The 11,911-nt window shown below is 53.3% G+C and carries 9 protein-coding genes; 3 read left to right on the top strand and 6 right to left on the bottom strand.

What is annotated here, in order from left to right:
- Positions 1-4: 4 nt before the first annotated feature.
- The 6 genes from EDM60_RS13290 to EDM60_RS13265 form a co-directional block, all read right to left on the bottom strand.
- Positions 5-1,189 carry an acetyl-CoA C-acetyltransferase gene (locus EDM60_RS13290; RefSeq protein ID WP_122964413.1) on the bottom strand — a complete coding sequence of 395 codons (1,185 nt, stop codon included), beginning with the start codon at positions 1,187-1,189 and terminating at the stop codon, positions 5-7.
- 19 nt (positions 1,190-1,208) lie between these two features.
- A complete protein-coding gene (locus EDM60_RS13285) occupies positions 1,209-3,617 on the bottom strand; it encodes a 3-hydroxyacyl-CoA dehydrogenase/enoyl-CoA hydratase family protein (RefSeq protein ID WP_122964412.1) in 2,409 nt (802 codons plus the stop codon).
- A 352-nt stretch (positions 3,618-3,969) separates the two neighbouring features.
- A complete protein-coding gene (locus tag EDM60_RS13280) occupies positions 3,970-5,085 on the bottom strand; it encodes an S-layer homology domain-containing protein (RefSeq protein ID WP_122964411.1) in 1,116 nt (371 codons plus the stop codon).
- Positions 5,086-5,322: 237 nt separating this feature from the next.
- Positions 5,323-6,984, bottom strand: coding sequence for a putative ABC transporter permease subunit (locus EDM60_RS13275; RefSeq protein WP_122964410.1), 1,662 nt, complete (start codon positions 6,982-6,984; stop codon positions 5,323-5,325).
- Positions 6,977-7,702 carry an ABC transporter ATP-binding protein gene (locus EDM60_RS13270; RefSeq protein WP_122964409.1) on the bottom strand — a complete coding sequence of 242 codons (726 nt, stop codon included), beginning with the start codon at positions 7,700-7,702 and terminating at the stop codon, positions 6,977-6,979. The genes EDM60_RS13275 and EDM60_RS13270 overlap by 8 nt, the downstream gene beginning before the upstream one ends.
- A gap of 175 nt (positions 7,703-7,877) precedes the next feature.
- Entirely contained in the window at positions 7,878-8,294 is a 417-nt protein-coding gene (locus EDM60_RS13265) for a hypothetical protein (protein WP_122964408.1), read from the bottom strand.
- A 198-nt stretch (positions 8,295-8,492) separates the two neighbouring features.
- On the opposite strand from EDM60_RS13265, the gene EDM60_RS13260 reads away from it, so the two are divergent.
- The 3 genes from EDM60_RS13260 to EDM60_RS13250 all read left to right on the top strand — a co-directional run bounded on the left by EDM60_RS13260 (position 8,493) and on the right by EDM60_RS13250 (position 11,891).
- Positions 8,493-9,113 carry a hypothetical protein gene (locus EDM60_RS13260; protein ID WP_122964407.1) on the top strand — a complete coding sequence of 207 codons (621 nt, stop codon included), beginning with the start codon at positions 8,493-8,495 and terminating at the stop codon, positions 9,111-9,113.
- A gap of 350 nt (positions 9,114-9,463) precedes the next feature.
- Positions 9,464-10,564, top strand: coding sequence for a glutamate 5-kinase (proB, locus tag EDM60_RS13255; RefSeq protein ID WP_122964406.1), 1,101 nt, complete (start codon positions 9,464-9,466; stop codon positions 10,562-10,564).
- 58 nt (positions 10,565-10,622) lie between these two features.
- The gene (locus EDM60_RS13250; protein ID WP_122964405.1) at positions 10,623-11,891 is read left to right on the top strand and encodes a glutamate-5-semialdehyde dehydrogenase; all 1,269 of its coding nucleotides are present in this window, start codon (positions 10,623-10,625) and stop codon (positions 11,889-11,891) included.
- Positions 11,892-11,911 lie beyond the last annotated feature (20 nt).

Here is an 11,911-nt window from a genome sequence, read left to right as displayed (position 1 = left end):
GTACCTACTCCCCGACCATTTCAAAAACGCCAGCGGCCCCCATTCCTCCGCCAATACACATCGTAACCACTCCGTATTTGCCGCCCCTGCGCTTCATTTCGTTCAGAAGCGACACGGTCAGCTTGGCTCCGCTGCAACCGAGCGGATGGCCCAGTGCGATAGCGCCGCCGTTGACATTGACCTTTTCCGGGTCGAGTCCAAGCTCGCGAATCACCGCGATCGACTGGGACGCGAACGCTTCGTTCAGCTCGAACAAATCCACATCTTCCAGGCCGATTCCTGCCAGCCTCAAAGCTTTAGGGATAGCGACAACCGGACCGATTCCCATCACATCCGGGTCGACCCCGCCTACCGTAAAGGAACGGAATTTGGCAATCGGCTGGACACCCAGCTCGGCTGCCTTTTCGGCTGACATCACCAATACTGCTGCCGCTCCATCGCTTGTTTGCGACGAATTTCCGGCCGTTACGCTGCCCTGGACGTGAAAGACAGGCTTCAGCTTGGCGAGCGCTTCCAGGGACGTATCTGCACGAGCACCTTCATCCTTGTCAAAAATAGCTTCACGAACATGCACCTTGCCCGCGTCATCGACGGAGTAATTTTTCACAGTCAGCGGAACGATTTCGTCCTGGAACTTGCCTGACGTGATCGCTGCCGTCGCTCGTTGATGGCTGCGGAGGGCAAATGCATCCTGCTCTTCTCTCGTCACGTTGTATCGTCTTGCTACTTCCTCTGCCGTGTGCCCCATGCTCATGTACGCTTCCGGCTTCGTTTCGACCAGCGCCGGATTCAGCGCGACCTTGTGGCCGAGCATCGGCACCAGACTCATGCTCTCCACCCCGCCTGCCACCAGGACGTCAGAGCTGCCGACCATAATTTGCTGCGCTGCATAGGCAATAGTCTGCAAGCCCGAGGAGCAAAAACGGTTGATCGTAATTCCCGCTACATTCGTCGGCAACCCGGCGCGCAATCCGATCAGTCGCGCCATATTCATGCCTTGCTCCGCCTCCGGTACGGCTGTTCCCATAATGACGTCCTCGATGTCCGCCGGGTCCAGCTGCGGGACGCGCCGCAACAAATCGGAAACGACCGCCGCTCCCATATCGACTGGATGCACGTCCCTGAGGCTTCCTTTTTTCGCTCGGCCGACCGCTGTGCGGGCTCCTGCGACGATAACTGCTTCTCTCATCGTTATCCCTCACCCTCCCCTAGTTGCGCAAAGGCTTGTTTTTCGTCAGCATATGCTGCATTCTTTGCTGGGTTTTCGGCGTCTTGATCAGGGCAAGGAACGCTTGCTTCTCCAGCTCCAAAATGTAGCTTTCTGTCACTTCCGTACCCGCCGGCACATTTCCGCCGGACATGACATAGGCGATTTTGCTTGCGATCAGCTCATCGTGCTCGGAAATGTAGCCGCTCTTTCTCATCGCGTAAATGTTTTGGCGCAAATTGGCGTAGCCCGTCTCCCCGATCACGCGGATTTTGCGCGGCGCAGGCGGCGTGTAGCCTTCTTGGTCCATCGCAAGCACAAGCTGTTTCGCATCGTACAAAAGGTGGTCCGCATTGACACTGATCCGGTCGGTCGGCCGCAAATAACCGAGATTGATTGCCTCCTGTCCGCTGGTCGACACTTTTGCCATCGCAATCGTTTCAAAAGCTCTTGCGACGAACGGGAACGGATCAACTGGCATGCTGCCTCCTTCCGGCACGTTTTCCATCGCCCTAAACAGCATTTCCTTCGTTCCCCCGCCGCCTGGCAACAGCCCGACACCGACCTCGACGAGTCCGAGGTACGTTTCTGCCGCTACTTGTACACGGTCAGCGAGATAGGTCACCTCGACGCCGCCACCGAGCGTCATGCCGAAAGGTGCTGCGACGACTGGACGGTGCATGTAGCGAATCGCGCGAGCGGCTTTGTGGAAGTTGCTGACGAGCATGTCTAGCTCCAGCCAGTTTTCATCCTGCGCCTCCATCAAGGCCATCGCGAGATTCATCCCGACGCAGAAGTTTTTGCCCTGGTTGCCGATGACCAGACCCGCGAAGTTTTTTTGCACCTCTTCCGCAGCCTGGTTCGCCATTTGCAGCACATCCAGACCGAGAGCGTTATGGGGAGAGGTAAATTCCAGACACGCAACGCCGTCGCCAAGATCGATCAACGCCGCGCCTGCATTTTTCTTGATCAGCTTGCCTTGTTCTTTGAGGGCAGCGAGATTGATATTTTTCTTGTCTTCCTCTATCGCTTTATACTTGCCGCCGATCGAAAAGGCTTCGCGCCGTCCTTCCGCTTTCTGATAGAACGTCGTTTTTCCACTTGCCAAAAGCTCCTCGACCAGCGCCGGAATCTGTTCGTTCTCCGCGCGCATTTTGGCGACTGATTTTTCCACGCCGATCGCATCCCACGTCTCGAACGGACCCAGCTCCCAGCCGAAGCCCCATTTCATCGCCTGATCGACTGCGACGATGTCATCCGCGATTTCGTAAGCTTTTTCAGCGGAATACAGCAAAACTTTCTTGAAGACGCTCCAGACAAACTCGCTGCCCTTGTCCTTGCCGTATGCGAGCGCGCGCAGTTTTTCCGGCAACGTTTTTGCCGTCTTCGCAGCATCTAGGGAAGGGTACTTCGGCTTCACGCTCGGGCGATACTCCAAGGTGTTGATATCGAGCGCCAAAATTTCTTTTCCTTGCGCCGACTTGACCTGCTTGAAAAATCCTTGCCCGGCCTTTTGACCGATCCAGCGCTTCTCCACCATCTGCAAAACAAACTCCGGCACCGCAAAAACAGCCCGTTCCGCTTCATCCGTGCTCTTGTTGCGGACGTTCCCCGCCACGTGCACATAAGTGTCCAGACCGACGACATCCAGCGTGCGGAACGTGGCGCTTTTCGGCCTGCCGATGACCGGACCAGTCAACGCATCGACTTCATCCACTCCCAGGCCGAGGCGCACCATCTCGTGGATCGAGACTTGCAGCCCGTATGTACCGATGCGATTGGCGATGAAGTTCGGCGTGTCCTTGCAGACAACCATGCCTTTTCCGAGCACATGCTCCCCGAATTGCTTCATGAACGAGACGATTTCCGGATCGGTATCATGCCCCGGGATCAGCTCCAAAAGCTTCAGATAGCGCGGCGGGTTGAAAAAGTGCGTGCCGAGAAAATGCTTGCGAAAATCGTCCGAGCGCCCTTCTGCCATCTCGTTGATCGACACACCGGATGTATTCGAAGTGACGATCGTCCCTGGCTTGCGATGGGCTTCTACCTGGGCGAAGACGCTTTTCTTCACATCGAGATTTTCCACGACTACTTCGATGATCCAGTCGACTTCTGCGAGGAGTGGCAGATGATCCTCGAAGTTGCCTACCGTGATCAGTTCCATGCTCTTTTTATCGTAAAGCGGTGCCGGCTTTTCTTTCAAAAGCCTGTCTTTGCCCGCTTGTGCAATCCGGTTTTTGACGACAGAATCAGCCAGTGTCAGTCCCTTTTTGCTCTCGTCCGCCGTCAATTCCCGTGGCACGATGTCAAGCAAATAGGTAGGAATCCCGACGTTTGCCAGATGAGCTGCAATTCCCGCACCCATGACACCGGAACCGAGAACCGCCGCTTTGCGAATTTTGCGTTCCATCTCCAAATCCTCCTTTAGAAATCCTCTGTCGAGGCTACTCACGGTTGCTGACATAATCCCATAATTTTCTGACTACTAGATCATTTTATTTACTTCTACCATTCTTAAAGATATTCCTGTATGCAAAAGCTCATGTCTTAGTTGAATGAATACTCATTCAGTAGATGGGCCAAAAAATACATCTCGCATATTGGCTAAAGCTCCCGCCTTGAGATGTCAGATCCGGCTGCCACTTACTGAGTCACCGTTCAGTTTTATTGTAATCGAAAATTCTGTCATTTGCAATCGTCACTTGTCGGTGCGGCATTTAAAAAAATCAGGGCATCCATCGCGAATGCCCTGATTGCTTTGTCTATTTTTCGCTGTAGATTACCGCAGTAATTTTGCGTCCAAATGCATTGGCGTCTGCCTGCTCCAGCTTGTATTCGATTTGAAAATCTCCTTTTACCGGATCGGGATAAAAACCGATCAGCCAGAGAATTTTCGGATCATTGATGTCTACTTTGCTCGTGATCGTTACCGGGCCGTTGTACTTGGGAACTTGCGGGAGCGCGGCCATGCTTTTCAATGCGTCAGGACTAAATACGACGGACAAACGGGCCTGATCTTTTTTCTCCCAGGCCAAATTGGCTGAACGCAAATACAACTGAGCGATTTTTTGCTGCTGATTGATCGCGGCACGAAATTGGGCCAGCGTGTCTATGCGATAATAATCAAGCAAGCGCTTCATGACTACAGCGTATTCTGCCCGCGTCATGACCTTGTCAGGCGAGAATGTCTTTTCCGTCAAAAACAGCTGAAACTCTCGAATAGCCAATGGGTAAGGCGAGTATGTATCGCGGTAATACCGATCCTGCTTCCACTCATAGAAGCTGTCGAAGTACGTAGCCGCGTCCTGTGGTTTTAGATTGGCTGTTCTGAATTTTTGCGGTGCAAGCACATGGAAGAGCAACAGGCTGGCCTCTTCTCTAGACAGCGACTGCTGCAAAGCTGCACTGGACAGCCACCATTTCGGATTTTCTTTCTGTTGCTTTTTGATCAACTGACCGCTTTCAGCGAGATACAAGTAATAGAGCATCCTGTCGCCAGGATCGTACGTCGACAGGGCATTTGTCTCGACTTGCCAAACCGTTTTCATATTGACCAGCAGCTGTTCTACTTCCCCCCGGAGCAGAAAGTTGTAGTCAAGATTTTCCTTCCGCTGCGGAAGATCGAGCGAACCGTATACTTTCTCAACAACGCGATTGAGCAGCGCCAAAGCTTCGCCGCGTGAAATCGGCTTGTTGGGATAAAACAAGTGTTTGCCGTTCGACTTGATAATCCCCAGGCTCGCCAGTTCATTAATTTGTTGCTCTGCCCAGTGTCCATCGATGTCGTCAAAACCAGCGGCGGCATTCGCTCCGTTCGTCCACACAGCCTGAACAAGCAGCCATGCCATCAAAAAACAGAGAGCAAAACGCTTCATCATGTTTGCAGTTACTCCTTTCTCCTTTGCCAGAGTCTTTATTCCCTTTTCCCTTGCGAGCGTCTCCCCGGAACCGACTATAGTCCCGAATGCAAAACGATCTCCCTTACATGTATCGGGCGGTATCACGCACTTCTTTATACCCTCTTTTCGCAAAATGTGCTCGGTAAAACGTCATAAGCAAAAAAAGCCGCGCTCCATCAAGGGGAGAACGGCTTTTGCAAGCATCCTAGCGTATCCTCACTCTTCGATCTTTTCCAGCCATCCTGGTCCTTTGGCAACAAGCAGTCTGTAAATCAAAAAATCGAGGAGTACAAAAAGCACAAAAAGTCCCAAAGCCGTGACCCAAAGCGAAGCCCCGATCAGGAAGTTAGCCACAACGACCAACCCTCCCGCCACCAAGCCGATCATAAACAGCAGCAACGTATTCATGTTTTGCTTTACTGCTTCCTGTTCTGAACCCCATCCAAGCTTGGGATGAAGCAGATCAATCGCGATGCCAGCCAGGTTGATGAACAGCACGGACGGAATCACGCACAAGGCAGCGAACAAGAGGAACTCGCCAGGCAGCGCCAGCAGCCAGGCAGCTTCGGCCAGCAGCACAAGAACACTGATGCCACTGAGGAGCAATCCCGGCAGCACTTTTGCCAATATCAGCTGCCCAGGCCCGATCGGCAATGTTTTATTGTAAAAAAACCCTTGCCCATCTCTGGAGATGGCTGTTACCGATGTACTATTCATGCTGCCCAGTATCAAAAACGCCCCGAACACGATCGCCAGGCCGATCCCGCCTGCCTGCTCGCCTTGCATGAGGCTTTGCAAATGCGCAATCAGCTTTTCGCTATCCTCGCGTGCCAAAAGCGGCAGCAAAACAAGAAGCGGAACGAGGATGCTGGATAACGTACAATTCAGCAAAAACGCGGGCGTTCGCCAAAGTATTTTCCATTCTTTTAAAAAGTAAGACGCAAGCCTGGAGCGCTCACGGATCAGCTTTTGAAAAGCGGCCGCACCGACCATTTTTCGCTTGGCCACCGCTTCGCTGATTCCCATTACCCCGGCAAAGTAAAAACGGTTTCCAATCACCAGAAACACGCCGAAGCTCGCCAGTGCCACCAGCAGGAAACTGGCGAGAAAGCCCCAGGAGAGCAACGTTCCGCTGTTTTGCAGGGCGAGGGCTGCCAGCTTGCTTGCCGGAAAGAACTGGGTAATCATGTTCAGCAGTCCGTTTTCCTGGCTGACGATCATCTGTTGCAACTGTTCAATGCTGTCCGCCTTGCTGCTGACCTGACGCTGCACAAACATCTGGAAGCCGAGCGCGACACCAATCGCCAGCAAACCGCTGATCAAGCGGAAGCGTTCCTTGCTTTTGCCTACGTTTGTGAAGCGCATGAACAGCATGACGACGAGAGCCGCCATCACGAGCGGCAAGATCGGCACCAGCAAAAAAATGAACAGGGCAAACAAATAGTAAAAAAAGCCCCCTCCGCTCTTCACTCCGTATGTTATCAGAAGCGGCCCCAGCAAGACCAGTGCCGTAAGATACTCATAGACCAGTGCAACCAGGAATTTGGCACTGAGAATGTGCCCAGGCGACAGAGGCAAAGGCAATAGCTGCTCCACATCCTGCGAGTAGTAAAACACGCTCAGAACGTACAAAATTCCGAACATAAAAATCGCCAGGGAAGCCACCGTCACCCCGAGTCCGAGCAATGCGGCCTGCTGCCCAATCAGTTCCAGCCCGTCATATAGCGCAGAAAGAAAGACGACAGCCCCGAGAATCATCGGGATCATTCCCATGGCAATCGCAATCATAATCAGGACCGTCTTCCAGGCGCTGGCTTTTTGCTTCGTCCCTCCTGCATTTTTGAGCAGCACTTTTGTCAAACCCACTACTTTATTCATGCTTGGTCAACTCCAGGAACAAGCTTTCCAGCGACACGTCCGACTGAAAATGCTGCTGCATCTCTTTAAAGGTGCCGCAAAACAAAATTTTCCCCTTGTTGATGATCGCGACCCGATCACACAGCTTTTCGGCCACCTCAAGCACGTGGGTGGAGAAAAACACGGTCCGTCCACTGTCTGCATGCTCCCGCATCATTTCTTTCAACGTAAACGACGATTTCGGATCAAGTCCTGTGAGCGGTTCATCGAGAATCCACACTTCCGGATTGTGCACGAGCACGCCCATGATCATGATCTTTTGCCGCATGCCGTGCGAATAGCTCTGAATGGAATCGCCCAGTGCGCTCGTCATGTCGAATCTTCTGGCCAGCTCCATGATTCTTTGCCCCCGCACTTCTTTTGGCACCTGGTACATATCGGCCATGAAGTTGACGTACTCCAGCCCCTTGAGCCGCAAAAACTGATCGGGACTATCGGGCACATAGCCAAATTGCTGTTTGGCTTCAAGCGGGGTCGTGCCAATATTTTTTCCGTTAATCGTGATCTCGCCCTGGTCGGGGCGAATCACTCCTGTCACCATCTTGATCGTCGTTGTTTTTCCGGCGCCGTTTGGGCCTAGAAACCCGAATATCTCGCCTTTTGGCACGGTCAGCGTCAACTGGTCGACTGCTTTTGTCGCACCGTTGTAGCTTTTTGTCACATTCACCAGTTCAATCATGTTTGTCCCTCCTAGCCCGCGCTCTTTCCCAGCCTGTTTCCAGCAGCTTCCACCTTATGTATACGAACGGTCTTGCCCAAAAGTTGCGAATACGCAAAAGAGCCGTCGGTTCTTCCCACGGCTCCTGATGTATTCTGCCCGGCACGAGCCAGCAGATACCTTACGTTTTTTCGTTTTAGTTTTGCGGCACAAAGCTGCCGTCGCGCAGCATGGTCAACTCGCCCATGATAAAAGCCAAATCCTCGGATTCTCCCATCGCTCCGCTCTCATCCAACGCTTCCAGACGGCGCAGCAGCATATTGGCGAAGTCAGGAATTTGAATAGGATGTGCTTCCATGTCAGCATCGTCGAGCACGTCATAGCTGGTCAGCGCTTCCAGATGGGTAACGATCCGGAATCCGCCGATTTCCCCCAAAAACTCTTGCTGGTTGATTTTCGATTTTTCCAGTTTTTGCAGCATAGACAGTACATCATTTGCTACTACGCTCGGAAAAGCTACCTGGTAAAAATTACGGTTTTTGGCATCGACCGTTTTGATGATCAAAATATCAATACCGTCCGGTTTTTTTGCCTTTTTTCCAAATCCAAACATTTATTTTCCACCTCAATTGTTCGATCTGCACAACTCTCTTCATGATAGACATAATCCGTGTGTCAGACAACCCCTATCCTGTTTCCTTTTTCCGCGCAAACCTCATTCTTTGGCAACTGGCAGCTTTTCTCTTGGTTATTGATCTCTTTTCCCACACACGCTAACAGGAAACTACCGTTTTTTCAAAAGAGGTGCGCCATGAAAAACAACTGGAAAAACTGGGTGATTTTTCTTTCTCTTTCCTTGCCTCTGTTCTCTGTCGGCTGCACGATGCCCGCCAAAGAGGAGAGCAAAAGCAAGACGAAAGCCCAAAACAAGCCTGTGAAGCTGTCCGCTATCCAGAAGCTCGGCGACAACAAAATGGACGTTGTGCTGTTTTTGAACCGCGCAGAGCATGTACTGGAAGAAGTGTATTTCGCGGCGCTCGACAACGCGAAAGGCAAAACCGTCTACGAAGATGGGCTGGTCTTCCGGGAGCTGCCGAAGCAATTTGAGAGCAAAGACAAAATCGTCGGCTACTTCGGTCGTTATTGGAGCATGCCGCTTGCTCTGTCCATGTACGACAAGCTGACTACCAAGCTGATCAAGGACAAAGTATTTGTCGCCATTCCGCGCGTGGACTATCCGGTTCTCATCTCCGTGCGCAATACGACAGTAGCCAAAAGCAACGGCGAGTTGGATGTCACGGTGCAGGACGCAACCGATTCGTCTTTTGCCTCCGACCGCACGCTGCGCTACCGTCTCGTCCGCGATCAGAAGACGAAGCGCTTCGAGATCAAGGCCAGGTCGGGAGCATATGGCAGCGAACAATTTCAATAACCCTCTTGACATTTCTTGTGGGCCTACAGAATAATAGTGAATTAATAAGCGCATAGTGATCGGCAATGACGGGGAACAGTAAAACCGCCCTTCAGGTCCAGAGAGCGAAATCCAGCGGCTGAGAGGTTTCGCCCATGAATCGGTTCGAACCCACCCCAGAGCATCCAGGGAAGACCTGGACAGGTTTCTTTCACCTGTTATCAAAGAAAGAGAGCCGGATGTTTGCGACTGGACTTCCCTGTCCGCAAACGTCAAATAAGGTGGTACCGCGTAAGGCTAAACATGCCCTTTCGTCCTTAATCAAAGAGACGATTGGGCTTTTTTTATTGTCCTAGCTAGGAGGTTAAAGCATGAAGAAGGGAAAATTGCGTCTCGTTGTCAAAGTGGGCAGCAGCTCGATTGCCGCTGTGGGCGGTGGAGTTGATCCCGCAAAAATGTCGCTGCTCGTCGCAGCCATCAGCAAGCTCCGCGCGGCCGGGCATCAGGTTGTACTCGTTTCTTCGGGAGCAGTCGCAAGCGGTTATCAAAGTCTCGGCTATCAGCAGCGCCCCCGCTCGTTGGCAGCAAAGCAGGCTGCCGCAGCCATCGGCCAAAGTCTGTTGATGCAAACGTACACGCAAATGTTCGCTGCCCACCACTTCAGCGTGGCGCAAATTTTGCTGACGCGGGGGGACTTCTCGCACCGGGAGCGGTATCAGCACGCTTTTCAGACGCTGTCGCTTTTGCTCGACAAAAACATTTTGCCGATCATCAACGAAAACGACACCGTATCGGTCGCAGAGCTGACCTTTGGCGACAACGACATGCTCGGCGCACTGGTCGCAGGCTTGGTACACGCCGATTTGTACATGATTCTCACCGATACGAACGGACTGTATGACAAAGACCCTCGCTACCATCCTGACGCCCAGCGGATCAGCTCGCTTGCAGAAGTCACGGACGAAATCGAGGCACTGGCAAAAGGGGCGTCGCAGCTAGGTACTGGCGGGATGCGCTCCAAACTGATTGCAGCGCGAACGGCGCAAGGTCTGGGGATTCCAAGCTTTATCGGAAAATTGGCGCAACCAGCAGATCTCGTGCAAGCGCTGGCAGGCAACGGCGATGGCACTTATGTCGGCTATCACCCGGAAGCTCCTTCCTCCTCCGGCGTTTCTACCCGCAAACAATGGATTGCGCTGCACTCCCCTGTTCGCGGCACGATCACGGTCGACAGCGGAGCGGCAGAAGCGATTTTAGAGAAAAGCCGCAGCCTGCTTCTTGCGGGGGTGCGCGAAGTCTCAGGGAAGTTCGCGGAAGGCGAAGTCATTGAAGTGTATTGCGACGGTTCCCTGATCGGACGGGGCGTCAGCAGATATGGCGCTGACCAGTTGCTCGCTTCTCTTTCTCCTTCCAACTTGACGCGACGCAGCGGCACAGTCATACATCGCGATGAATGGACACCGACACGGTAAGCGTTTTTTAGCGCCTTTTTATAGACAAAGAGACAAAGAACAAGGAGTTGGGGAGAAAATGAAAAGCTTGAAGGAAAACGTGCTGGCACAACTCTCACTGGCAAAGCAGGCTTCGCGGCAGATGGCTCTGCTTGGCCGAGCGGAAAAAGACAAAGCTCTCACGGAAATCGGGAAAAAGCTGCTGGCAGACACTAAGATCATTTTGGCAGCCAACGAACAAGATATCGCCAAGGCGGAAGCTGACGGGCAACCCGCTTCCTATCTCGATCGCTTGCGTCTGACGCCTGCGCGGATGACAGATTTGGCAGACAGCCTGACTTCGCTGGCGGCTCTTGACGATCCCGTCGGGCAGCAAATCGACTCATGGACCCGGCCCAACGGTCTTGTCATCGAGCAAGTTCGCGTTCCGCTTGGCGTCATCGGCATGGTGTACGAAGCCCGGCCGAATGTCACGGTAGATGCGGCAGCGATCGCGCTCAAAACCGGGAATGCCATCGTCCTGCGCGGCAGCCACAGCGCGGTTCACAGCAATCTGGCGCTCGTCCGCTCGATTCGCGAAGCGCTGGCGGTCGCTGGCCTTCCGCAAGAAGCTGTCCAATATTTGCCTTTTGCCGAACATGAATCTGTCGACGTTTTATGCACCGCCAACGGACTCGTGGACGTCATCATTCCTCGCGGCGGCGCCGGGTTGATTCAGCGGGTGCTAAAGCTGGCAAGCGTGCCTGTGTTGGAGACAGGGGTGGGCAATTGTCACATCTACGTGGATCAAGCCGCCCGCTACGACATGGCGGAAGCAATCGCGGTCAACGCCAAAACAAGCCGGCCTGCCGTTTGCAACGCTGCGGAAACGCTGTTGATCCATGCAAGCTGGGCGCACGATTCCCAGCGCTCCCTTTTGCAGAAGCTGCTGGCAGCCGGGGTCGAGTTGCGCGTCTGCGAAAAGACGCGAGCAGTTCACCACGATCTCGCCGACTTGTTGGTCAGCGCTGAGCCGACTGACTGGGATACGGAATACTCCGATCTCGTCCTGGCTGTCCGCACGGTGGACAGTCTGGCAGAAGCGATTGAGCACATCGCCACACATACCACAGGGCATTCCGAAGCAATCGTGACGGAGGACTTGGAGGCAGCCCGGCACTTTTTGGCTTCCGTCGATGCTACTGCCGTCTATCACAATGCGTCTACCCGCTTCACCGATGGCGGCGAATTTGGCTTCGGGGCCGAGATCGGCATCAGTACGCAAAAATTGCACGCTCGCGGGCCGATGGGACTGCCTGCTCTCACCTCTTACAAATACGTCGTGCGCGGCACGGGACAAATCCGCTAGTCCAAAAGGAGGATAACAGC

The organism is Brevibacillus parabrevis, from assembly GCF_003710905.1.
GTDB lineage: Bacteria > Bacillota > Bacilli > Brevibacillales > Brevibacillaceae > Brevibacillus > Brevibacillus parabrevis.
The sequence above is the reverse complement of the archived record's forward strand: the minus strand, read 5'-3'. Positions and strand labels throughout refer to the sequence as shown.

Coding starts and splice junctions, on each gene's coding strand:
- EDM60_RS13285 (WP_122964412.1), bottom strand. CDS start 3,617: ATGGAACGCAAAATTCGCAAAGCGGCGGTTCTCGGTTCCGGTGTCATG.
- EDM60_RS13275 (WP_122964410.1), bottom strand. CDS start 6,984: ATGAATAAAGTAGTGGGTTTGACAAAAGTGCTGCTCAAAAATGCAGGA.
- EDM60_RS13265 (WP_122964408.1), bottom strand. CDS start 8,294: ATGTTTGGATTTGGAAAAAAGGCAAAAAAACCGGACGGTATTGATATT.
- EDM60_RS13290 (WP_122964413.1), bottom strand. CDS start 1,189: ATGAGAGAAGCAGTTATCGTCGCAGGAGCCCGCACAGCGGTCGGCCGA.
- EDM60_RS13250 (WP_122964405.1), top strand. CDS start 10,623: ATGAAAAGCTTGAAGGAAAACGTGCTGGCACAACTCTCACTGGCAAAG.
- EDM60_RS13280 (WP_122964411.1), bottom strand. CDS start 5,085: ATGATGAAGCGTTTTGCTCTCTGTTTTTTGATGGCATGGCTGCTTGTT.
- proB (WP_122964406.1), top strand. CDS start 9,464: ATGAAGAAGGGAAAATTGCGTCTCGTTGTCAAAGTGGGCAGCAGCTCG.
- EDM60_RS13270 (WP_122964409.1), bottom strand. CDS start 7,702: ATGATTGAACTGGTGAATGTGACAAAAAGCTACAACGGTGCGACAAAA.
- EDM60_RS13260 (WP_122964407.1), top strand. CDS start 8,493: ATGAAAAACAACTGGAAAAACTGGGTGATTTTTCTTTCTCTTTCCTTG.